The sequence below is a fragment of the Microcoleus sp. B9-D4 genome, from assembly GCF_036705105.1.
In the GTDB taxonomy this organism is placed as follows: Bacteria; Cyanobacteriota; Cyanobacteriia; order Cyanobacteriales; family Microcoleaceae; genus Microcoleus.
Genome location: NZ_JAUBTS010000008.1, coordinates 112,248 through 133,839, shown reverse-complemented (window position 1 = coordinate 133,839; position 21,592 = coordinate 112,248). Strand labels below are relative to the sequence as shown.

Below are 21,592 nucleotides of genomic sequence, written 5' to 3'. Positions count from 1 at the left end.
TTCGTAGTAAGTACGAAGAATCTTAATTGACTAAAAGCATCAACTGAGGACTGAATTCCTTACTGCAAACTTATTATGTCCGATGGTAAGTTACGAATCGCTATATTTTGCCCAATCTCGCTCGATCGCCTCGCAGCATCTGCAACCTTCAAAGCGTACAAACTACTGGCATTATTTACGTACAAAGGCGTACCGTTTGACAAATATTCCAACACCATATCGGTGTCTTTGGCAAACAAGCCGCGCCGCGTTCCTACTTTGATGTTGCGCCGATTTTCTCCCTGAATTAATTGACCGGATTCGGGAGTAAAAACCAGCGTTCCTTCTTCACCGTAGATAGTAAAAATGTTTTCCGACTGCCAAAAAGTCTCTCCTTTTCCATAAACAGCTTCAGCGACAAGGCCATTGGCAAAGCGCAACTGTGCGTTGCACAAACAAGCTTTGTAGAAATCCGGCTGACTGTCCCAAAATTGAGCTTGACAGTTAACGCTTGCCACTTCCCCGAACAAATCAGTAAATCGGTGCAGTCGCGAAATTGCACCAACTAACGGAAAGCCAAAGAGGGAATGTTGATAAGTCCACCGCTGTGGCGCTGGATGTTGAGGACTCATAGTAATGTAGCGGGCGTAAAAAACTTTACCGATTAAGGGCAAAGATTCTTTGATTGAGGAGTGCAAACCGCCTAACAGTTCGATGTGTTCGATGTGGAGGAGTTTTTGCTTTTGGGCGGCAAGTTCGATCGCCCTTTCTGCTTCAGATACATCTAAAGATAGAGGATATTCCACGACAACGTGCTTGTCATTTTCGAGCGCGGCCAGGACGATCGCCCCGTGATCCCGGTTCACCGTACAGACAATTACCAAATCTAAATCGTCTCTTTCTACCAGCTTGCGCCAGGAAACCGCAGCTTCTGCCCCGAACCCTTGACAAAATGCTGCGGTTTTCTCCGGGCTGTGGCCCGCAACCGCTACCAAGTGCGATCGCCCATCAGCTTGAATTGTCTCGGCCCTCAACTTAGCGGCAAAACCAGTACCCACAATCCCCACGCGAATTGGAGAATTAACTGAAAAACCAAAGCGAGTATCAATATTAGTCATGGGATTTGAGATTTAAGATTTTAGATAGTTACAGACTTGCGGTGCAGGGGTTTAGGGGTTCTATGGCCCCGATTTTAACCTGTGGTTGTGGTGCGATTTATGCGATCGAGCCTTCAACACCCAAGTCTTGATGTCGATCTAACTATACATTTCACCGCCTGCTGGGACTTGCCTTGCAGCAAGTCTTGCTGAAACTCGATCGACACACCGCATACCCACAACCCGGTTTTTGTGCTGTAGGGCTCAAAACAGGATTTTTCCTAGAAACCGGATTATTTAGCGCAAGTCTTGCGGCAACAGTATCACACGGCTGAACCCAACATAGGTATAAGTAATAAAGATGAAATTAGAAAAAGTTATAACTAATCCCATTCAAATTTTTTGTAAATAAGTGTTGCAACCTTGCTTCTTTCCCCTACTATCATAGAGGGAACAAACCTAAGAGCTAACCTCAAAGCTAATAGAGCCTTGAAGGTTGCATTAGGAAAAATTATCAATATTGTTGAATTTTTGAGAGGATTTAGTGCATGGCGACTTACAAAGTTACCCTCATCAGCGAAGCCGAAGGAATTAACCAGACCATTGACGTTGATGACGATACTTACATTCTTGATGCTGCTGAAGAAGCAGGACTCGACCTCCCCTACTCTTGCCGCGCTGGAGCTTGCTCCACCTGCGCCGGCAAAATCATATCAGGCACTGTTGACCAATCCGACCAATCTTTCTTGGACGATGACCAAATCGAGGCCGGATTTGTCCTCACCTGCGTCGCCTATCCCAAGTCTGACTGTACGATCGAAACTCACAAAGAAGAAGAGCTCTACTAAGAAAGGACGCTCTGCGTGATACCCTAAGAAACCCGGTTGCTCGTTTCCAGAATTAAGCTGAAATACGGCAATTATGTTAAGAAACCGGGTTTCTGTGTCTAACACTGCAACAAAGCCGCCAGCAGTCTCTCACTCCCATCTATGAATTCGTAGCTGTTTGAGCAGATAGCTGACCAAATAATTTTAGATTTTAGATGGCAGATTTTAGATTAACTGTGAAACCAATCTAGAATCCAAAGTCTAAAATCTAAAAGTTTTACGACTGATATTTAGTCTCGCGTTGCGCGGACTTTGTTTGTGTAGTGCCGATGATTTAAATCCGACTTTAGTATGTATAAGTAATCAAGATGAAATTTAAAAAAGTTATAACTAATCCCATTCAAATGTTTGGTAAATGAGTGTGTCCACCTCCCTTCTATCCCCTACTATCATAGAGGGAACGAACCTAATGCCTAACCTCAAAGCTAATAGAGCCTTGAAGGTTGCATTAGGAAAAATTATCAATATTGTTGAATTTTTGAGAGGATTTAGTGCATGGCGACTTACAAAGTTACCCTCATCAGCGAAGCCGAAGGAATTAACCAGACCATTGACGTTGATGACGATACTTACATTCTTGATGCTGCTGAAGAAGCAGGACTCGACCTCCCCTACTCTTGCCGCGCTGGAGCTTGCTCCACCTGCGCCGGCAAAATCATATCAGGCACTGTTGACCAATCCGACCAATCTTTCTTGGACGACGACCAAATCGAGGCCGGAATGATCCTCACCTGCGTCGCCTATCCCCAGTCTGACTGCACGATAGAAACTCACAAAGAAGAAGAGCTGTACTAAAAAAGGAGCCGTCAGCCATCTGCTCTAACTCCAAGCTATTGATTAATAGTAGTTTGAGGCGATAGCTGACCGAATAATTTGAGATTTTAGATAGCAGATTTTAGTTAACTCGTAAAATCATTCTAGAATCTAAAATCTCAAATCTCAAAATTTTAGGACTTGCGCTAAAGATTCGGAAAAATCCGGGATTGAGATTGCATTGCTCCTGCTTGCCTTCGATAGTTTTTACGCAAGTCCTCACTGAATTTTGGGAGTTTAATTTTATGGTTGCCAAAATGTAATGTTATCGCTGAGCGGCACAACTTGAGTGCCGGGAAAATAAAAGCCCAGAATTTGAGAGCCATTCCAGCCCAAATTAGCCAAATTGTAAGAACCAGTCTGACTCATTCCCACCCCGTGCCCGAAACCGCCTCCGACAAAAGCATAACCATTGAGAGTTTTGTCTGGATTGTAAATTGGTTCTAGGTAAAAAAGCGTGCTAATCGGCGGGTAAAAAGCATTGCGAATTTCGTCTTTGTCGATATCGATAGGGCCCAAGTCAGTTTGAACCTTCATTTGCAAAACTCGACCTGCGAGCGACCTTTCCACCACTTCCACCTGAGTGACAGTTTTAAAATTAGCCAGCGGGTGCTGTTTTTTCTGAAGATACTGTTTGAGAAATCCACCAATCGCGGTCAAAGAAGCGGGTTCGCGCCACCGAAAAGTGTCTTCTTTTTCCTCATTAAACCCTTTTTCCAAACTGATAAAGCGGCGGAAATTGTTTTCGTCAGACAAACTCTGCTTGGACAAATCCCATACCTTATTAGGGGAATCGACGATCGATCGCAAATATGGACGTTCCGCGCCCTGCCACACATCATTAAAAGAGGCTGTCACGCCGCCGCTAGACGCGGAATAGAGCGCGTCTACTAGCTGATTTTCGTAACTTAGCACCAAACCGCTCGTTTGGGCGATCGCCTTATCACTTTGCGGGTAAACCTCCGTCAAACCCTTATAAACTTGACAGTTAACATCAGCGCACAACTCATAATTATCCACAGCAAACCGGCGCAAATTTCTCAGGGCGTAGGTTCTCGCCAAAATAGTTTGAGCGACAATCGCAGCGTAAGGCGAAAAAGCCCCAATTTCGTGAGGAACAACACCCCGCAAATAAGTTTCGGTCAGCACTTTATTCACCAAAGTATAAGTGCCGTAAGAATTTTTTTGCAGGTGCAAACTGCCGCCATAACGGTGAGTTTCTTGAATTGCTTTTTCTGGTTCAGTAGCTGTCGCCTCTTGGGTGGTTTGTTGCAATACCTCAATCACATTTTTCCCGGCCGTCACATCCAACTCATTGCGGTTGAAACGAAAGCCATTTAAAACCCAAAATGCCTGGGGTATTTGTTTAAAAACTTTGGAATCCAAAAAAGCTGTTTTGTTCCCTTGAGCTTGCAAACTTTGCAACAGCCAGCGCCGCACCAAAGGAGAGTTATAAACATCTCTTTTTGCCCAAACTTGCCAGCGCAAAGGTTGAGCAATTTCTACTTCTATTCCCTGGGCGCGCCACTGATTGGCGCTGTCTTCTGCACTCTCGAAACTGCGGTGGGAACTTAGTACCACTCGTTCTTCTACTAAGGGCGATTCCAGCGGTTTCGGGGCTATTTCTAACTTGACGCTAGCAGCCGTTTTGGTTTCTATGCCTTGAGGAGTTTTGTAACTCAATGTTAAGCTGTCGCCCGGTAATGCTTTCAGCGTCAGTTTGTCGGTTGCTTTCGTGCCAAACCGCTGCACTACGCCGATTTTGATCGGTCTATTTTGGGGAGTTTGGGCGTATCCCGCAGCGCTGAAAAGAGGCAACAGGCACAATGCGGTGAAAACAGTGCTAGATATGCAGCTAAACCATTTGTAATTGGGAGTTGGAGGTGCTTGAGCGAACACGGTTATCTGTCTCGCGATAGTTGAAAATGGGGGATTTTTGATTGTACGTTAGCACATTTGGCGGCTGGTATAGGGGAATTCCGGAAGATAGGCCAATACGCTTGAGCTAGCCGTAGGGTGCGTCGCCTGCGATAAATCCCTAAAAAAGAGCGACAATCTCGCAGCGACGCACCTTGCAAAATAGTTGTGCTCTCAGAAACCGGGTTTCTTCGTAGATTTCTGGCTACTAAACACAAAATTTCGTAGAAACCCGGTTTCTAGCCTCCCATGAAAATAGTTGTGTCTTCAGAAACCGGGTTTCCTCGTAGATTTCTCGCTACTAAACGCAAAATTTCGTAGAAACCCGGTTTCTAGCCTCCCACGAGAAGCCCTGAAACTATCCAAACTTTAGGAAGTGGTTTTTCACATACTCCATCAATACAGGCTGGAGTGTGAAAAGCGTTTTCTCACCTTGTTTCACTTTTTCAATTAATAAACGCCGTCCCAAGGATTGCACAGCTTGTAATAAGGCTGATGGGGATAATTCGAGATTGGCTGAAATTTGTGATATTTCAACTGGTTCGACTTCACTAGCTAACCAGGATATCACTTGTTTTTCTGAGTCAAATAGGCGATCGCACTGCTGGTGCAGCAGAGATTCTAAATCACCTAAAAATAGGGTATCATAGGACAGGAATTCGGAAACGCTGCCGCCGAATAAATCTTGAATCATAGTTGCAACTATATTTAACCATAAGGGATTGCCTCGGTAAAGGTCAATCAGTTGTGACCATTTCTCCTCTTCTGCTAATCTTTTTTCTCTGAATATTTCCCCTGCTTCCGGGCCCAAACCGTTGAGTTGCAGCGATTTACATGGGCGGTTTTCGCCTTCTAGGGGGGCAATTTCTCTGGGCTTTTCCCAACTGAGGAGAATTAAGCAACTGTTGTGGGATGATTCTGCTAGTTGTTTGAAGAATGTGCCGTAATTGTCATAGCCTGGTTGGTAGTTGCCTGCGAGTTGTTGGCTGCTGAAAATGGTTTGGATATCATCGAGGATGATGAGACAGCGGGATGAACGCAAATGCTCAATAAGTGAGGGCAATTCGATGTCTTGTTGCTGCGAGACGAATTGAATTAAGTTTGTTTGGAGGGTTTTCAGTGTTGGAGAATTGCGGAGACTGCGGTAAATAATATAATCGAATTCGTGTTTAATTTGTGGGATTAGTTGGAGAGTTAGGGCGGTTTTGCCAATGCCAGATAAGCCGTATATGGTGATGAGGCGGGTGCGGTTTTCCAAAATCCACTGTTTGAGAGTGGTGAGTTCGGATGTGCGGTTATAGAATAGGTTGGGTTCTGGTGCGTCGGATAAGTCTTGACATACTGTAAGTTTAGCGTTCTCTGTCGGTTTATTTGATATATCCTCGTTTTTCTGTGTTTGTTCGGGGACTGTGAAAGAGAGGGAACCATCTGTGGAGACTTTACCTATCTGCACGCAGCCATTCCCAGTAATTGAGAAATTCGAGAATTGCCATCTCTCTACAGTTGGGCGAAAGTTAGATTGATTGATGTCTTCACCTAATGTTTCTGATAAAAGCTTCCATAATTTTGAGGCGACTTTTTTGACATGAGCTTCGCTACGGTGGCAGCTTTTGGCAATTTCAGGGTATTTCTGGCGTTGCCAAGTACCGCGCAATATAGCTTCTTGAAGATGGTCTAGGTGTTTTTGCGTTTTGGTGAATACAAGATTGTCAGCGCATTCTAAAACTTCTTGAACGTCCATAGATCGAGTAGGGGGTGGGGTTTTGCCTATGATTTTCCTACTCTATCCTACTGCTTGATACTTTAGCAACTAAATCCTACTTGATTCAATATGTTTTGAGGTAAAAATGGCTACTAAAGCCGACTATTTGCTAACGAAACAAAATGAATTAGATGATATTATATCAAAAGGTGTTAATTTTTTAGTCTAAACATTCTCGTCCGTCAAATTTATTGTTTAAAGCAGGAAGATTAACAGTAACATGGGAAAAATAAAATCATCCTCTGAAGATCGTAATGAAACTACTTCAAAAATACTTTCTGGAATCTGGGAGGTAGTTTGGTTTATACTGAAATTGTGTTTCAAAATCGCATTTGGAGTTGTATTTGGGGTAATTGCATTTGCTTTTGCACTTGGAGGGGTTAAACTTCCAAATCTTCCTGATTTTACTTCTAAACGAAGAGCGGGAAAATTTGATCCTGATAAATATAGAAGTAATTTTCAAAATCTGACACTTCAAGAACTACTGAATGAATTTGGCGAACAATTGGATCAACTAGAACAGCAAGGTAAATTAAAACCTCAGCAGCAAGAAGTTATCCGTAAGATTCGCAAATTTGACCGTTCAAAGTATGACAAGCGTCTCCGAAATCTTTTTAATGATAATGAGATAGAGGAACTTTTAATGTTGATCTTGGCGTTACTTGGAGTTGAGGTGTCTTAATGTCAATGAAAAGATCGTTTGAAAATATTACGATTAAATCTCACTCGCCACTGGTGAAATATTTAAATATTCAGCCAGGAGATTATTGGGGGCAGTTTGATCCGTCAGTGGGAAAGCTGCTTCTAAAAAATAAAAAGGCAACGAAGAATGGCGAAATCCTTGAGCTAAATGTTACGCTAGAACAGCTACTAGCTATACTTACGATGGCTGCACGAGTTCAATCAGACAAATTTACTCCACAAGATATAGCAACTATGACTGAAGTCGCTAGAAAATCTACGTTTTCTAGTAAACAAAAAGGATTTATCGCGCACCACGTTATACCAATTGACGTATGGAAACATAGTAATTTGACACTTTGTGCAAGAAGAAGATGCGGTTTTGATGAAAACAAACCCATTAACCGTTTGCTCGTGCCAGTTCACTTCCATAAAGGGAGTCATCCAGATTACTCCAACTTGGTACTGGACATTCTTGAAGAGGAATGGTATGACAAGATTGTGGGAAATGGTTTAGAATATGATTGTGAGGCTATTAAAGAGCTTTTGAACGACGTTATTGCTTATCTCAAAGAGAAAATAAATGAATGGATAGCAACCGGGATTTGCTCAATCAATGATGTGTAATTTAAAAGGTTGAGCGATCGCCCTTCATCTGCCAACTTGTGAAAAGGGCGATCGCCCTTTCAACATCAACTATTCAAACTAACTCTGACCCTCTCAGCCGCCCTTCTACGGGTTCATACTCATCCTCTAAAAGCCAATACTGCGCCTCATCATAACTCTGACTAGAAAACACAACTTTATAACCCTCCGCCGGATCGTATATCCGACAATTTCCCTCAGCGTCACTTAGTAACAAAAGCAGATAAGGCGGTGAAATATTTGGATCGATCCATACCTCTGTAAATTCCCAGTTATTCTTCACTTGGTCGGCTTCGAGGTGTAACGTGGTATCGGTTTTCTGCATCAACTTTTATCTCTCCATAATAAAGTAAAAGACGGCTACCATCCGGGTCAACTCTATAACCAATTGATTCAACAAAAAACATACCATAACGATCGTAGCCCCGAATCGTACCTGTAAAGTCTCCATCTTCTATTATGGCTTGAGCTACCTGATTCATAGTAGCCTCATCGTTAAAAATATGAGCAGCACGTCCTTTATTAAGCAGTCTTCTCATTTGTGGCGTGTCTGGGAAGTGTTTAGCAATGTGCCTGCTGTTAAGGGTGATTTGGCGATTAATTCCACTCATTAATTAATTGCTAAGCATACAAGTATCATTAAATCACGCGATCGCCCTTAAATCCCAATTTGTCAAAAAGTGCGATCGCCCCTGGCCTGTGTTTTTCAAAAAAGCACTGCTTACTGATAAAGATTATGATTCGGATCTAACCAAACAATATAAAATACATCCTCAATAAAAAAACCCTGCACTCGACCGTGTTCGTTCGTTGAAAGAGAAAACTGATAAGGAATCGTTACTAATTCTTTTTCGTTCGGAATCCCAAACCCATTGGGTTCAGTTGTTTCTCGCCACTTAATCGGATGACAGCGAAGAGATTGACTGCGATTCATCTCGATCTCTTGTGCGGTTAATGTGGATAAATCGCGCAGTCTTTCCAAAAAAGTGATAAAATAATTCGGAGCGCGATCGCGAATTGAGAATTTTTCATTCTGAGTTAGCTATTTGGTAAGGTGCGTCGCTATTAGATTGTCGCTATTAGTTGAGGGATTGTCGATCGCGACACACCCTACAACTACGATTAGAAACGATATCACTTACTGGCTTGCTGTTTCCAATATTGGTAGGCGGCATAGGCTAAGGTGACAGCGCCGGTCACGATCGCAGATTCATCGACCTCAAATTGCGGGTGATGGAGGGGATAGTTGGGTTTGTCAGTCAGTCCCACTCCTAAGCGAAACATGGTTCCCGGTGCGTGTTCTAAGTACATCGAAAAATCTTCCGCGCCGAGGGATGGTTCTGGTAAAATCTGGACGCGCGATCGACCTAAAGCTTCTAAAGCCGCAGTTTCGACTAATTGGGTGAGTTTTGGGTCGTTTTGGACTCCCGGCACGCCCCGCTTGTAGGTGAGTTCGTACTTAGCGCCGTAAGTCCCGCAAACGCTAGAAACAATTTGTTCGATCCAAGCCGGCAGGTTTTCGTGGGTTTCCGGATGGAGCGATCGCACAGTTCCCAATAATTTTACTCGATCGGCAATCACGTTCGGCGCTCGTCCGCCGTTAATTTGCCCGATCGTCAAAACCAGTGGCCTCAAAGGATTTTGCGTGCGGCTAATTGCCTGCTGCAAAGTGGTAATTATCTGAGAAGCAATCCAAATTGCGTCGATCGCCTCGTGGGGGCGCGCACCGTGGCCGGATTCGCCCATCACAATCAATTCTATGTCATCTGCCGCCGCCGTCAGGGCCCCGTGGCGGATACCGATGCAACCGCCGGGAATCGTCGGAAAAACGTGCACTCCGAGGATGCCGTCAACATCTTCCATCGCCCCATCTTTAATCATCCATTGAGCACCTTGGGCAATCTCTTCGGCCGGCTGAAACAAGAAGCGGACGTGACCGGGCAATTTTTCCCCTAGCTGAGACAATATCATGGCTGCGCCCAAACCGACGGTGGTGTGGATGTCGTGGCCGCAGGCGTGCATGACTCCCTCGTTGCGGGAGGCAAATTCTAAGTTTGTGCGTTCTTGAATCGGCAAAGCGTCCATATCGGTGCGAATTGCCAACCACCGGGACTCGCTGCTGTGGCCTTTGAGTTCGCCGAGCACTCCTGTTTTGCCGATTCCTTCGATGGCGTGAACTCCGCTGGATGCGAGAACTCCGGCTACGTAGGCGGCGGTTTGATATTCTTGGCCGCTGAGTTCGGGGTGGGAGTGGATGTGCCGGCGTATTTCTATTAAGCGGGGTGCGAGGGTGGCGGCTATTTCTTTGATGCGGGAAAGCATGAATTTTGTTGGGGAGTGCGGTACAAGTTGTAGTCAACTAGGGTAACGCATATGTTTGGGGGTGAACAGGGTTATAAGGCGCAAATGTGCGATCGGGCTTTTGGATGGCAATGCTATTTCGTTTGTGAATAAGATTTTTTTTCTAACCGCAGAGGGCGCATAGGACGCAGAGAAAAGAGAGAAAAGAGAGTTAGGTTGAAACGGGGAACAAAAGTTAATATTTTAGGTGAAGATGCTGATTTTTATTTGACTATTTCTGGTTGTGATATCATCTAATAGTAAATTTATCAAAATTATTTTCTATGATTAGCTTGGGATTCTGGAATGTAATTATTTTAATTGCTGTCGCTTTGATTGTAAAATTTAATTGGCGATTAGATAGCGAAAAAACAGCATGGCAAGATTCTTTGTTTTTAAAACATCCTTCAATCGAAAGGTTAACTCTGTTTTTTCGTCAACCTATTGTTAACTTTATTTTGCAAGCAGTTATTGTATTAGTTCTCACCCGATTTCTCTGTTATACCGGTTGGTTGGTTTACAATCTGACTAATCGGCCCGATCCGCCTTACTGGGATTTTAAGTGGTTTTATGTAGCGAGTAGATTAGCCCATCAGCATTTGAGTCCCTTTAATGTCGAGGTGTTTAACATCGGTTTCTGTAGCATCACAAAAGTGTGCGGGTTTATTCCATCTTTTGTTTATCCACCTAATATCATTCCTCCGCTGTGGTTTTTGGGCTATTTCCCGATGAAGACTGCTTTCACAATCTGGACTTGGCTGCATCTTATTGCCACAGGTTTTGTTTTATGGGGAGCGAATATCTTGTTGGTGTCGCACTCACGAGCTTTTCGGACTATTTGTAGTATATCAGTTGCATTCCTCTACGGTTTTGTCTTCGATCTTCAAGTTGGCAATGTGGCAACTTTTATTGCGGTTATGCTGTTATGGATGTTTATTTGTGCCAGAAACAATAAGGATGTACTTGCCGGATTTTTATTAGGAGTTGCCCTTTTTAAACCAACTTTAGTTATATTGTTTATTCCTTATTTTTTAATCAAAAGACGGTTTCAGCTAGTTTTTATATCTATAGTCACGGTAACTTTTTTGGCAGTTATAGGTCTAGCTGTAACGGGCAATTCTTTAACAGGATTTATACAGGATGCGACTCGTGGATTTCCACTCTGGCTCAACGATCCATCGAATAATGCTTATATTTCTATGAGTCGCCTTGATTTAAGGGTTATGGGGCCGAGATTTTTCCCCGATAGTCCCTTCGTGGCGAAGCTATTTTCTGACTTGATTGTTCTGCTGCTAGTTGGTTTAGTGAGTTGGTATTTTTACAAAAAACAATCTCGCAATGCTTGGTCAAAAAAGGTTGACTTATCTGAAATGGTGCTAATTTCTACTTTGAGTATTGCTATCAACTATTCTCAGCCAACCAGTTCTGTGATGTTAGCATCGGCGGTGGTTTTTTTGCTGAATGATTTATGTTTTCAGATTAAAAATTGTGCCTTCTCTAGGCAAAGAATGTCGGTTTGGTTATTGGGAGTTGGCTGTGTCATGGTGCAAACCGCTGTGATTCATGGCGGGCTGTTGGTGTTTCTAGGAAAGCGGTGGAACTGGAAAGGGGGGGAATTGCCTTATTTGTTTAAAGTAACTATTTTTTCACTACCGAGTTATGCGATTTTAGGCCTTACGTTAAGTGTTTTAGTCTTAGCGATTACATCCGTTGGTCAAAAACAGGTTGCTGAATTTGACCGACAGAACTGAAGCAGGAAATAGACATTCATCTGGCCAAGAGCAAGTAATAGGTAGCGTGTTCACCATGTTTCATCTCTCTCTTCTCTTCCTCTGTGATCTCTGCGTCCTCTGCGGTTAAATCATTCAGAAAAAACCTTAAATGATATTACTCGTCGCTGTCGCTTTTCTGTTGCTGCGATCGATCGTCGCTTTGAATTCTCCCCTCAGATTTAGCCTCATCTACTGCTTCTTGAATTAATGTCAACACCATATTCGAGACCGGCCGATAATGCGATTTGGCTAACCGCTCTAGGTCTGCTTTAAGTTCTTCTGGAAGATATACAACTATTCTGGGGAGTTTTGCTGGCAAGGCTGTTATTTGTGCTTTTACTGCCCTATTGTACCTTTTTTTGACCTCTACAGTATCAATTTCACCCTCAAGTGTTGACTCGGAGTGCATACCGTGATACTTTAGAGTAGACACAAAACCAAACCCCCACCGCTCAGACTCGCAATCGTTCGGTGGGGGCTGGAACTCCCATATTTAGGAGAAACTGTATGATATCACAGCCAAAATCAGTTCCTGAACTGCTCCGGGAAGAAATTCCTGATGTACCCGCTGGTAAACAACCGATTCGTTTGCTGTTGTGTGGCGTTCCCAAAGCGGTAGACAGCATCGTTAATCTGTTGCACGTTTTAGGTTTTGCAGAAGTTGGGGAATGGAGCCCGCCTCTACCATCGCCGATAGGGGGTGAGGTGATTCGGATTTTAACCCGTTACTGGAAAGAGTAATCTTTGAGGGCGATCGCACGAATTGAAAAAGTGCGATCGTCCTTATTTGACCCTTTGGATCAGGTTTCTGGTTAGAGGAAAAACAAAACCGGATCAAAATATTTGTAGAAGAGTCAAAGAATATCTCTAAAAGAGAATGCCTAGTAGTCCACTCTCATCACTTTCGTCTGTCAGTCTAAGTCTTACAAAGGAATTAAAATCAAAATCTGCTGCAAACTCGGAGCGTGGAACCATATCTGAGTTTAAAGTACAGATATACTGAAAGCCACATCTCCTAGATTCTCTATCAGCAAATTCAAGAGCCAGTCTGACTTGTCGCTCATCTACACCATCAAAAATGGTACTGTCATGAATGAGTATACGTGGTGAAGGATCGCGTTCAGACCAAAGCTGTGCCAGCATTAAGTCATAACAAAATATTTTCATGTTATCGATACCTTCGCTGCCATCACGGTTAATCTCTACTTTAAACTGAAAACCATTGTCACCTACATCAATAATTAGCCTTCCTGGGGCATCATAAAGAAATCGAGAGTTTGTATTGAATAAATCTATAGCCCGATTTGCTTGAACACGTCGTTCTTTATAGTCACTACGTGCGCGTTGTAATACACGTTCTTTTTCAATCTTTAAAGCACTTTTTCCTTCTTCAAACTTATTTAACTCTTCTATACGTTTTTTGATATCGTTTAGATTAGATACAGTTTCTAGATAAAGTTCTTGGAGTCTTGTGTACTCTTCTAAAGCACCATGTGTTTGTAGCACTTCCAATAAAGAAGCACGTTCTTCTATTTTTTCACCTATGATAATTTCTCTAGATGATATATCTCTCCTGATACGATCAATTTCATTCGATAGAAAATCGCGACGATTTTCGATAAGTATACGATGAAATATTTCTACTTCTTCCAATCTTCTAACTACCAAACCAGGAAGTTCAATGCCGACACTTTCATATATATTAGTGACATCCTCTGGAGAGGGCTCATTTTCTGCTTCCAGGCTAGATTGATAAAGTTCTAATATTTTTTTTTCTGCAATATTGTTATTAGTGAGTTCATGAATTTCCGCAGTCAACCGATTAGTATTAGCCTCTAGTTCGTGGTATTGATCAGCTACGCGAAAATTACTTAAGGTTCTTTTTCTCTCGCGTAACTGTGACTCGACTTCTACTTTTAAAGCTTCGAGTTCGCCTAGAGAACCCAATATACCAATTGCAACTCCTGTCTCAGTGTCTTTTTTAAGTTTTTTGATATTATCCAGTATTTTTTTTTGATCTTTTAAAAGTTGTAAATCTCTCGCATCTTCCCAAGCCAAACCTAGTAAAAAAGCATTATTAACTTGCTTGTCCCACTCAAGTTGCTTTCTGTGATTTTCAAACGGAGTAGAAAATGCGTCTCGTCCACGGCGGATAAAATAAGAAATTAGACCTCTAAATGTAGGTTTGAATTTTTGATCTTCATTATCAATTGGCAAGCCAAACAGAAGATTTCCTAGTAATCCTTTCCATTTTATCAGGCTTAGAATTCTTTGCCCTTCTTTTTCTTTCGGCTGAATAGGCCATGAAGTAGTATCTCCTTCAATTGCTACCTGATGAGATTCCTTCTTATCAATACTTCTAGTAACTGTAATAACTTTATTAGTAAGTGTAAGGTCTAGGCTAAATGCCCAACCTTGTAAATTTTGAGAACCCAGTCCTCTAGCGGTTGGCAATGTAGCTCCAAGGCAAAAGTGAATTATTTCAATTAAAGTTGATTTACCTAAACCGTTACGAGAGTCTTTGCTTCCAGACTCTTCTGTACGATCGGCCAACACTACATTAAAGCCGGGTCTAAATTCGACGGCTTTAAAGGAAGCATGATTACAGCGAACAGCATGAATCATCGACGACTCCTACGAAGTATTCCTGCATCCATTTCAATTGCCCCAATAGCGTATAGGATATCCAGAGTCAAAACAAACCGTTCAAAGGTTGCGACTTCCGGCATCGTGGAAACAGCACTCCAAAGTGATGAGACTGTTCTCGGTTGATATAAATGTTCTATTATTTTAGCACCTACTCCCAACAAAGAGCGACGGGTAGAGATGTGTTTTGTAGGTAAAATTCTTGAGTAGTTATATGTAGAAGCTGCCTCTGTAGAGAGAGTCATCTTTCAAACACCTCGCACTTTTCAAAAAGATAGTAAAGAACTGCTAAGCCTGCCGCTTTTAGATCGTAGTCTGAGCTATGATGGCAAGAAAATTCATGTAAGGCATTAAATAGAGCATTTCCCTCTAATCCTATTCCTTGGAGTCTTTGATACTCAGTAACGAATCCTACTTTTAGCCTTTCTGGAAAGTCAGGGATTAAATTGACCATATTGTCAACAAAGTTGCTAACCATCTTGGCTTGAATTACCCCTGTCATTAATCTTGATTGAGCAGCCCCAGTCAGTTGATTATTAAACATTTTTTGCAAAGGAGGAGTAACTGAAAAGTTAGTATCAGAAGGTATGGACATACAAATAATTCCCTGTGTCACTACATCCAACTCCTTGAATGTAATATTTGTCATTGCACTAACAAGAAAATATTTATCTTGTTGACTTTGACCTAGGGAATTTAATTCGACATAATAATTGTCAACCCTACTTTTAACTTCCTCTATGTCCTTGTTGAATTTGGTTTTCTGCTGTGGCTCTGAAGCCAAACGCAAACCCTCTTCTAATTGCTTCAGTAGTTTGTATTCCTCTTTTATGTTTTCTTCTAAATCATGCTTACGTTGATGGTGCGGCTCCACGATTTACCCTCCTATAAGCCGCGGTCGCGCCATAAATTGTTTCAAAGCTTCTTTGAGATTTATCCCTGTACCTAGTTCTAATTCACCTTCATAGTCCAAGATAAAAGGAATAATAGGCACCGCAACCTTTAATCTATGCTTAAAATCCATTTGAGGTGCATTAATCACTTCGACGATCTCTCCCTGACTACCCGGAAAAGTAACACCGCGTTGTTGTAATATACTTAAACCTTCCTGGATACTTGGTAAAATATTCTGCATTTCTGCATCTGACACTTTGTTAGATTCTATTGCATCTAACAAAGCAGAAATGGTCGTTATTTGAGATTCATTTAACCGCTCTGTGATTGCAAAAATGATATTTTTCTCGCCAGCATCATAATAGGCTAGTAATCCTTGTCGCAGGTGGTTGATGTTTTCATAAATAGCTTTCTGTCCAGCGGATAATCGGTATAATCGGCTGTTCATCTGTTGTAACTGGATAGCTACGCTCTGCATTTGTACAGTTGGTTCACCAGTGATCTGCTGATGCAGTTGATCGTATTCCTGCTGATAGCGATTCGCTGATTCCCTTAATTGCTCAATTGCTCGATTGTATTTACCCTTGCGACGTGGATCATCTTCATCGCGTAAGGCATCTTCGTAGTCTTTGAGTAAAGCAAAATCTTTTTTAATATTGTCTTCCAAATCTTTCAGTCGCCGGGTAAGGTTGGATGGTTCCATTGGATCAGCCTTTTGCTTTTACAAAAATGATTTGTCAATAATGTAGCACTTGGCGCACCTTTTTTGACCTGCTATCACACCAATACCATGACGTACCGTGTTCTTTTGGCAACTCCTAGACTCAGACAAACACCCCATCCTCATCTTCTATGAAGACCCCACATCCGCCGCCGCCGGAGGTTTGAGCCCTACTTTCCTCGATGCCCTTACCCGCTTCGACGGTACAATCTGCCTCATCACCGACACACCTCATCCACCCCTGCAAACCTTCTCCCCCCATGACCCCGATTTACTTCAAACTGTCGTAAACTGGCTCAAACGACTTTATCTAGAGTCCTAAGTTTTGACTGTCGGGAGTTACGCATCAAAACCAAAGAAACCGGGTTTTTCACTTTAGTTAAAGGTCGGGATGCAGTATTCTCGAAAAAAAACCCGGTTTCTGACTACCCGCAAACCAAAGAAACCGGGTTTTTGGCCGCTTCTACGAGGTGTAACGAAGTATTCTCGAAAAAACCCGGTTTCTGACTACCCGCAAACCAAAGTTAGCTAGAATAAATTAAATTAAATTAAATTAAATTAAATTAAAAATAAATTTGCCGCATTTCGTGATAAAATAAAAACCTTAAAAAAAATCCCACAAAAAAAGCAATGTCTGAAATTACTCTAGACGAAACCAAACTTAAAGAATTGCTCAAAGCAGCGATTTTTGAGTTATTAAAAGAACAAAAAGAAGTATTTTCTGAAATTTTAACAGAAGCCCTAGAAGATATAGGGATGGAAAATGCTATCAAAGAAGGCGAAAATACTGAAACAGTCAGCCGCGAGCAAATTTTCAAAATCCTGAAGAGACAACCATGAATGTGGAGTCTAAAAAGAGCTTTGAAAAGGATTTACTCAAGATTCTTGATGCCGACTTGTTGCAAATAATTCAGGAAGCGATAGAAGTATTAGGCGTAGACTCTATGTAGGGTTTGCTGAATAATCGCTCGCCAAGCAATAGCAGGAGCTCACGATATCTGAAAGCTCGATTAAAGATAAGTTGTTTCGGTATTGATTCCACCCAGTTATAATTGTAGATTATCTTCAACCTAAAAACAGGTGTTCTTTTTCCAAATAGACATAAAAACACACAAAAAACCCGGCGCCACCAGGAAGCATCCGTTCATGACTAAAAAAGTAATTGCCATAACTGTACCAGATGTATTATCAAGTTTTGCCATCACAAGCGTTCAGACCGAATCTTCGTTTGCCTTGCCCAAACTTTCCCTCTATCGCATTTCTAATTCTTTCATCATATGCGGCTTGTTTCTTTTTTGATTTACTGACGTTTGCTGGCGGTCTTCCTAGGGGCGGTCCACTCAGCCTAATTCCTTTTTCTTTACACCATGCTCGGTTTTCACGCTTTACGGTAAATGCGATCTGCATGAACTGATTCACCGATAGTATCCTGTGAACTTATGATATGCTTCAAATGAGTGTTTTTAAGTCCCCTGATTCGTTAAAGTTATCCCAGCTCATCCGGTCTAAAAATACATATCCTTCAAAACAACTGGCTGATAGTTTGGCTCCAAATTCTACGCTTTAAGATGCTTTTCCTCTGACTATGGGACGAATATGGGGTTGACTTAAACTTACTATTCTATCCTCAATACTCTGTTTATCGTTGTCAAACAACCACTGTTGTTGGCGAGCGACTTCTGTGAGAACTAGCAAGGTTTTATAGGGAGCATCCCGGTTTTGTAAATGGTTAAAAGTATGATATGAGCCAAAATTTTTCGCCCTGCGCTACATGATAGAACGGAAAAGTTGTCGCCCGCAGGCTAACCGAACTGGCGAGAGAGGAGTATTTAAAGTATGGGAGTTGGGAAGAAAAATATAGAAACGGTATCTATATTCTAGATTAATTCATTCAAGTAAGCACACCTAAGTTTGAGCATTTGATTAATATTTTCACGACCCCACTGAGCGCCGGAAATTTTCAATATTCTCTCAATCTGTTTCACTAATGATTCCACCGCTCCCGACCCAATAGAACAAATATTTTTGTCCGACAAGAGTTGATAGTTAACAATTAGATCCCGATGTTTTGTTAGAGATTTACAAAAGTTGGTAGTCTGACGACTACTGCACAACTCAAACAACTTAATGGTTTCATCTATACGACCTTGCCACAACAATTCTTTGGCTCTAGACAGCCGTTTCTTAGACCCTGCTACTTTGTACAGATTTTCTACTAAATGATACCACTCTAAGATTTCTCGGCGATTGCCATCTGGATTGAATTTACCGATGATATTCCAAATTCCATCGTGTCCATCGCCTACACAAGTCAGTAGGGAATTTAACGGCTGACGATTGACATAATCAATCAACACTTCATTTTCGATAAAATATGCACCATAAAAGCTGTCATGAAGACTAACTGCTTTATAATCGAGCCAGTGAGAACCTTCCCCTTTTGCCCCTCTAATACGCACTTTTCCTCCATCCACACTGGTTTCTTTAATGGGCGCTTCTGCTACTGGTTCGACCCCAAGAGTGGTTTTCTACCAATCTATGTAAACTGGTATGACCTATCTTGACTCCCGTCTGTACTTCAATTTCTTGAGATGCCTTGGAATAGGATAACAGGGCTACTTGTCTCCGTCAGCATTTCTCAAAAAAAGGGGCCAAGCGAGTCGATTTTTTGAGATTTAATTTTTCTGCTTGTTTTTCTGTAATTTTTAACTCACCCACACAGCTTTTTACTGTTCGGGGGCGTCCTTTGTCCGTTCCCGTGGTTTCTTTGATAAAAAAAAAGCCACTTGGGGTCCCACTATCTCTATCCATTGTTTTCTCAGGTGCCCTTCTATTGTTTCTAGGCTCTCTAATGCTTCGGGGGGAGTGTTTTTGTATAAAATTTTGGCGATTTCAGCAGTATGGGCTTGTAAACGTGCTTGTTCGTCAGGCGTCATGTTGGGTCCGTCAAAATTTTTTATTGACTATTGTAACTCTTGAGACACTCTATTCTTCAGTTCCTCTAAAATGGCTGATTGACTCTCAAACATATTTTTTGGGGAAGCTAAGTGTCGGTTTTCGCAAAAAACAATATACTCTATCATACTTTTGTATACTTGCAAAATCGGGATGCTCCCTATCACACTCACTGCTTTACGAAAAGCATGACCCAATAGATTATATGTATCTTCAACTTTGCCGCCTCCCCATAGCGGCGACGAATCTAAAGCCGCTTTGAGTTGGGATGAACCAAATCCACCTTTTTGCTTGGCAATTTCTACGGTGCGGTCAATTAAGCGTTGATCCACTTCTTTTTTAATTAAGCCGTTTCTAAATCTAATCAAAGTCGCTTTGCCCAAAGGGGGAGTTTCACAATTGAGACAATCGAGAACTAACTGCCAACGTTGATCCATCACCATTTCTTCAATCACTTCATCATCAGAAATCCCCAAATATGCTTGTAGAATAATTGCCAAGGCAAGTTGTGCAGGAGGAACTGGGCTGTGACCCACTGTGCTGTATTTAAAAATTGTAGCGAGTTCGTCTTGAAACTCATCATTAAATATGAATGAACGGTTGAGGCCTTAGAAACGTGAATAGCTTGGCTATGAATGATGCGTTTGATAATCAACTCTTCATGGTTTGAAAGTTCAATGGGAGGATGCCATAAGGGAGGACGCATAGGGTTTTTTCTTTCTTCCGGATGGTGAGAATTTAACAGGCTCCTCAACTCACATACCATATCTACCCGGTTTTGTCAATATCTAATACTGTACCGATGCCCTAGGTGGTCTAAGTTTTCTACTGTTATTTCAGTTGCTTTCTGCACTCTTCTGTTAAATCGTGATTTTATGGTTTCTCTAGACTTGAGTTTACACTATTTTTGGCTAATGATTGATATTTGGTTGCGTTCGCAATTAACACATTTTGGTTCTCCATCCTGTTACAGAGTCTAATTTTAACTGCCATCACTATTTAACTCACGCCCCAGCCTCAATTTTCAGCAATGGACAACCGCGTAATGCTTTGTTACACAATTCTCTAAGTGTTTTTACTCATTATTGTCTCGAAAGACTGACTTTGAACTACTCAAGTCCCGTATGTGCCAGTTGAGGGTGCGGAATGTGGGTTTAATGAAAAAACGCCCCAACTCAAGACTGACAATCATTTGGGATGGAGCAAGTTATCATAAGTCACAAGAATTCAGAGAGTATTTAGACTTGGTAAACCAAGGAAAACCCCCAGAAAAATGGCAAATAAATTGTATCTTATTTGCCCCGAATGCCCCCGAACAAAATCCAGTAGAAGATATTTGGCTACAAGCAAAGAATCTTTTAAGAAAATTCGCCTATCGCTGTAAATCTTTTGCCATCGTCAACAGGTTATTTGTTTTTTTTCGGAATCGTCAAATATTTGGATTTCCGAAACTTTATATCTATGGATAGTGTTCACAAATCATTTAGGATTGCTATATCTGCTTCCTTGGTTAATTTAGCCTAAAAAAGCGATCACTGCTGATCCATTGGTCTGAGGAGAATTTCGTTGACGTTGACATGCGGCGGTTGCGTAACCGCATAAACAATGGCTGCCGCGATGTCCTCACTGGCGAGTGGAGTTTTTGATTGAAGCCAGGTTTTGACCCATTCTTGCGCGCCGGTATCCGCGATCTTATTGCCCAACTCCGTCGCCACCGCACCAGGCTCAATCAGTGTAACTCTGATTTTATCGGTGTAGACCTCCTTCCGCAGGGCTTCCGAAAACGCGCCCACGCCGAATTTTGTTGCGGCGTAGACGGCAGCATTGACTAATACTTCGCGACCCGATGTGGAGGAAATATTGACAATATGCCCACCGCCTTGCGCCTTCATCAACGGCAAGGCGGCATGAGTAGCATACATCAAGCCTAGGAGGTTGATGTTCAGCATACTTCGCCATTCCTCAGTATTCGCACCATCAATCGAGCCGAGTTGCATGACACCTGCATTATTGACCAGGATGTCTACACGACCCCATTGTGCATTGGCTTTAAGCAACATATCGTGCGCTTGCGCTTCATCGGCTACATCAGCGATTATCGGCATTGCCAGTCCGCCGTTGTCTAAAATTTGTTTGCTTAGAGTTTTGAGTCGCTCAGCACGACGTGCGACCAGGGCAACATGCGCCCCTTCTGCGGCTAGTGCTAACGCTGTCGCTTCACCGATACCTGAGGAAGCACCAGTTACTAGTGCAACTTTTCCGTCTAATTTACCGACCATGTGTCTCTCCTTTCCCTTATTGGGTCAAATGCTGATGAAAAATACCAATCTCAATTGAGGCGATAGGCTGCTTTGTCTGTTTTACAGCTCAATTGAGATTTGCTCTTAAGCCCCCTTCGGGGGATGAACCGCAGCCCGCCACGAGAGTTCATAAGTACAAGCGTAAAAATTGCCATGAACCATGAACCAGGAACGTGAAATCCC

General features: G+C 42.3%; 21 protein-coding genes and 4 pseudogenes. 9 read left to right on the top strand and 16 right to left on the bottom strand.

The genetic code is table 11. From position 1 onward, the window contains the following. Positions 1–59 precede the first annotated feature (59 nt). Positions 60–1,097 (bottom strand): Gfo/Idh/MocA family oxidoreductase, encoded by a 1,038-nt coding sequence (locus QUB24_RS07535; protein ID WP_333152051.1) that lies wholly within the window; start codon positions 1,095–1,097, stop codon positions 60–62. A 527-nt stretch (positions 1,098–1,624) separates the two neighbouring features. Between QUB24_RS07535 and QUB24_RS07530 the strand changes: the two genes are divergently transcribed. Together QUB24_RS07530 and QUB24_RS07525 are read left to right on the top strand one after the other, a co-directional pair. Next, the gene (locus QUB24_RS07530; protein WP_333152049.1) at positions 1,625–1,924 is read left to right on the top strand and encodes a ferredoxin; all 300 of its coding nucleotides are present in this window, start codon (positions 1,625–1,627) and stop codon (positions 1,922–1,924) included. 534 nt (positions 1,925–2,458) lie between these two features. Further along, positions 2,459–2,758 carry a ferredoxin gene (locus tag QUB24_RS07525; RefSeq protein ID WP_333152047.1) on the top strand — a complete coding sequence of 100 codons (300 nt, stop codon included), beginning with the start codon at positions 2,459–2,461 and terminating at the stop codon, positions 2,756–2,758. 261 nt (positions 2,759–3,019) lie between these two features. Here QUB24_RS07525 and QUB24_RS07520 read toward each other — a convergent pair whose 3' ends face one another. Further along, on the bottom strand, positions 3,020–4,675 hold the full coding sequence (locus QUB24_RS07520) for a SpoIID/LytB domain-containing protein (protein ID WP_333152045.1): 1,656 nt from the start codon (positions 4,673–4,675) through the stop codon (positions 3,020–3,022). Between the two features lie 376 nt (positions 4,676–5,051). Continuing rightward, the gene (locus QUB24_RS07515) at positions 5,052–6,434 is read right to left on the bottom strand and encodes an ATP-binding protein (RefSeq protein ID WP_333152043.1); all 1,383 of its coding nucleotides are present in this window, start codon (positions 6,432–6,434) and stop codon (positions 5,052–5,054) included. A 241-nt stretch (positions 6,435–6,675) separates the two neighbouring features. Here QUB24_RS07515 and QUB24_RS07510 point away from each other — a divergent pair, with 241 nt between their 5' ends. Beyond that, the gene (locus tag QUB24_RS07510; protein ID WP_333152041.1) at positions 6,676–7,137 is read left to right on the top strand and encodes a hypothetical protein; all 462 of its coding nucleotides are present in this window, start codon (positions 6,676–6,678) and stop codon (positions 7,135–7,137) included. Continuing rightward, the gene (locus QUB24_RS07505; protein ID WP_333152039.1) at positions 7,137–7,763 is read left to right on the top strand and encodes an AHH domain-containing protein; all 627 of its coding nucleotides are present in this window, start codon (positions 7,137–7,139) and stop codon (positions 7,761–7,763) included. The genes QUB24_RS07510 and QUB24_RS07505 overlap by 1 nt, the downstream gene beginning before the upstream one ends. A gap of 73 nt (positions 7,764–7,836) precedes the next feature. On the opposite strand, the gene QUB24_RS07500 is transcribed toward QUB24_RS07505, so the two are convergent. The 4 genes from QUB24_RS07500 to QUB24_RS07485 all read right to left on the bottom strand — a co-directional run bounded on the left by QUB24_RS07500 (position 7,837) and on the right by QUB24_RS07485 (position 10,103). Then, entirely contained in the window at positions 7,837–8,064 is a 228-nt protein-coding gene (locus QUB24_RS07500; protein ID WP_445300387.1) for a hypothetical protein, read from the bottom strand. After that, positions 8,054–8,392: a DUF6972 family protein gene (locus QUB24_RS07495; RefSeq protein ID WP_333152035.1), complete on the bottom strand. Its 339-nt coding sequence runs from the start codon at positions 8,390–8,392 to the stop codon at positions 8,054–8,056. Before QUB24_RS07495 ends, QUB24_RS07500 begins: the two co-directional genes overlap by 11 nt. Before the next feature lie 110 nt (positions 8,393–8,502). Then, positions 8,503–8,715 (bottom strand): hypothetical protein, encoded by a 213-nt coding sequence (locus QUB24_RS07490; RefSeq protein ID WP_333152033.1) that lies wholly within the window; start codon positions 8,713–8,715, stop codon positions 8,503–8,505. 200 nt (positions 8,716–8,915) lie between these two features. Further along, the gene (locus tag QUB24_RS07485; RefSeq protein WP_333152031.1) at positions 8,916–10,103 is read right to left on the bottom strand and encodes a M20 family metallopeptidase; all 1,188 of its coding nucleotides are present in this window, start codon (positions 10,101–10,103) and stop codon (positions 8,916–8,918) included. A 302-nt stretch (positions 10,104–10,405) separates the two neighbouring features. Between QUB24_RS07485 and QUB24_RS07480 the strand changes: the two genes are divergently transcribed. Then, a complete protein-coding gene (locus QUB24_RS07480) occupies positions 10,406–11,872 on the top strand; it encodes a glycosyltransferase family 87 protein (RefSeq protein ID WP_333152029.1) in 1,467 nt (488 codons plus the stop codon). Between the two features lie 136 nt (positions 11,873–12,008). On the opposite strand, the gene QUB24_RS07475 is transcribed toward QUB24_RS07480, so the two are convergent. Continuing rightward, a complete protein-coding gene (locus QUB24_RS07475; protein ID WP_333152027.1) occupies positions 12,009–12,326 on the bottom strand; it encodes a ribbon-helix-helix domain-containing protein in 318 nt (105 codons plus the stop codon). Positions 12,327–12,400: 74 nt separating this feature from the next. Here QUB24_RS07475 and QUB24_RS07470 point away from each other — a divergent pair, with 74 nt between their 5' ends. Continuing rightward, positions 12,401–12,634 (top strand): hypothetical protein, encoded by a 234-nt coding sequence (locus QUB24_RS07470; RefSeq protein WP_333152025.1) that lies wholly within the window; start codon positions 12,401–12,403, stop codon positions 12,632–12,634. 126 nt (positions 12,635–12,760) lie between these two features. Here QUB24_RS07470 and QUB24_RS07465 read toward each other — a convergent pair whose 3' ends face one another. The 4 genes from QUB24_RS07465 to QUB24_RS07450 are packed head-to-tail and all read right to left on the bottom strand — an operon-like array spanning position 12,761 to position 16,136. Next, positions 12,761–14,518 carry a DUF2326 domain-containing protein gene (locus tag QUB24_RS07465; RefSeq protein WP_333152023.1) on the bottom strand — a complete coding sequence of 586 codons (1,758 nt, stop codon included), beginning with the start codon at positions 14,516–14,518 and terminating at the stop codon, positions 12,761–12,763. Beyond that, positions 14,515–14,784, bottom strand: coding sequence for an ABC-three component system middle component 6 (locus QUB24_RS07460; protein WP_333152021.1), 270 nt, complete (start codon positions 14,782–14,784; stop codon positions 14,515–14,517). Before QUB24_RS07460 ends, QUB24_RS07465 begins: the two co-directional genes overlap by 4 nt. Further along, positions 14,781–15,413 carry a hypothetical protein gene (locus tag QUB24_RS07455; RefSeq protein ID WP_333152019.1) on the bottom strand — a complete coding sequence of 211 codons (633 nt, stop codon included), beginning with the start codon at positions 15,411–15,413 and terminating at the stop codon, positions 14,781–14,783. The genes QUB24_RS07460 and QUB24_RS07455 overlap by 4 nt, the downstream gene beginning before the upstream one ends. 3 nt (positions 15,414–15,416) lie before the next feature. Next, positions 15,417–16,136: a hypothetical protein gene (locus tag QUB24_RS07450; protein WP_333152017.1), complete on the bottom strand. Its 720-nt coding sequence runs from the start codon at positions 16,134–16,136 to the stop codon at positions 15,417–15,419. A 97-nt stretch (positions 16,137–16,233) separates the two neighbouring features. On the opposite strand from QUB24_RS07450, the gene QUB24_RS07445 reads away from it, so the two are divergent. Together QUB24_RS07445 and QUB24_RS07440 are read left to right on the top strand one after the other, a co-directional pair. Further along, the gene (locus tag QUB24_RS07445; RefSeq protein ID WP_333152016.1) at positions 16,234–16,476 is read left to right on the top strand and encodes an NACHT C-terminal alpha/beta 1 domain-containing protein; all 243 of its coding nucleotides are present in this window, start codon (positions 16,234–16,236) and stop codon (positions 16,474–16,476) included. A 308-nt stretch (positions 16,477–16,784) separates the two neighbouring features. Continuing rightward, positions 16,785–16,994 carry a hypothetical protein gene (locus QUB24_RS07440; RefSeq protein ID WP_006633400.1) on the top strand — a complete coding sequence of 70 codons (210 nt, stop codon included), beginning with the start codon at positions 16,785–16,787 and terminating at the stop codon, positions 16,992–16,994. 70 nt (positions 16,995–17,064) lie between these two features. On the opposite strand, the pseudogene QUB24_RS07435 reads toward QUB24_RS07440, so the two are convergent. From QUB24_RS07435 to QUB24_RS07425, 3 pseudogenes are all read right to left on the bottom strand, one after another. Then, positions 17,065–17,879 (bottom strand): annotated as a pseudogene (locus QUB24_RS07435) (transposase); the annotation flags it as partial. A gap of 152 nt (positions 17,880–18,031) precedes the next feature. Then, positions 18,032–19,090: pseudogene (locus QUB24_RS07430) on the bottom strand (ISKra4 family transposase). 180 nt (positions 19,091–19,270) lie between these two features. Next, a pseudogene (locus QUB24_RS07425) lies at positions 19,271–19,815 on the bottom strand (transposase); the annotation flags it as partial. Positions 19,816–20,263: 448 nt separating this feature from the next. On the opposite strand from QUB24_RS07425, the pseudogene QUB24_RS07420 reads away from it, so the two are divergent. Further along, a pseudogene (locus QUB24_RS07420) lies at positions 20,264–20,578 on the top strand (transposase); the annotation flags it as partial. Positions 20,579–20,641: 63 nt separating this feature from the next. On the opposite strand, the gene QUB24_RS07415 reads toward QUB24_RS07420, so the two are convergent. Next, positions 20,642–21,388 (bottom strand): SDR family NAD(P)-dependent oxidoreductase, encoded by a 747-nt coding sequence (locus tag QUB24_RS07415; protein ID WP_333152013.1) that lies wholly within the window; start codon positions 21,386–21,388, stop codon positions 20,642–20,644. Positions 21,389–21,592: the final 204 nt, after the last annotated feature.

Coding starts and splice junctions, on each gene's coding strand:
- QUB24_RS07415 (WP_333152013.1), bottom strand. CDS start 21,388: ATGGTCGGTAAATTAGACGGAAAAGTTGCACTAGTAACTGGTGCTTCC.
- QUB24_RS07535 (WP_333152051.1), bottom strand. CDS start 1,097: ATGACTAATATTGATACTCGCTTTGGTTTTTCAGTTAATTCTCCAATT.
- QUB24_RS07525 (WP_333152047.1), top strand. CDS start 2,459: ATGGCGACTTACAAAGTTACCCTCATCAGCGAAGCCGAAGGAATTAAC.
- QUB24_RS07505 (WP_333152039.1), top strand. CDS start 7,137: ATGTCAATGAAAAGATCGTTTGAAAATATTACGATTAAATCTCACTCG.
- QUB24_RS07510 (WP_333152041.1), top strand. CDS start 6,676: ATGGGAAAAATAAAATCATCCTCTGAAGATCGTAATGAAACTACTTCA.
- QUB24_RS07495 (WP_333152035.1), bottom strand. CDS start 8,392: ATGAGTGGAATTAATCGCCAAATCACCCTTAACAGCAGGCACATTGCT.
- QUB24_RS07530 (WP_333152049.1), top strand. CDS start 1,625: ATGGCGACTTACAAAGTTACCCTCATCAGCGAAGCCGAAGGAATTAAC.
- QUB24_RS07515 (WP_333152043.1), bottom strand. CDS start 6,434: ATGGACGTTCAAGAAGTTTTAGAATGCGCTGACAATCTTGTATTCACC.
- QUB24_RS07440 (WP_006633400.1), top strand. CDS start 16,785: ATGTCTGAAATTACTCTAGACGAAACCAAACTTAAAGAATTGCTCAAA.
- QUB24_RS07465 (WP_333152023.1), bottom strand. CDS start 14,518: ATGATTCATGCTGTTCGCTGTAATCATGCTTCCTTTAAAGCCGTCGAA.
- QUB24_RS07460 (WP_333152021.1), bottom strand. CDS start 14,784: ATGACTCTCTCTACAGAGGCAGCTTCTACATATAACTACTCAAGAATT.
- QUB24_RS07470 (WP_333152025.1), top strand. CDS start 12,401: ATGATATCACAGCCAAAATCAGTTCCTGAACTGCTCCGGGAAGAAATT.
- QUB24_RS07450 (WP_333152017.1), bottom strand. CDS start 16,136: ATGGAACCATCCAACCTTACCCGGCGACTGAAAGATTTGGAAGACAAT.
- QUB24_RS07490 (WP_333152033.1), bottom strand. CDS start 8,715: ATGAATCGCAGTCAATCTCTTCGCTGTCATCCGATTAAGTGGCGAGAA.
- QUB24_RS07485 (WP_333152031.1), bottom strand. CDS start 10,103: ATGCTTTCCCGCATCAAAGAAATAGCCGCCACCCTCGCACCCCGCTTA.
- QUB24_RS07480 (WP_333152029.1), top strand. CDS start 10,406: ATGATTAGCTTGGGATTCTGGAATGTAATTATTTTAATTGCTGTCGCT.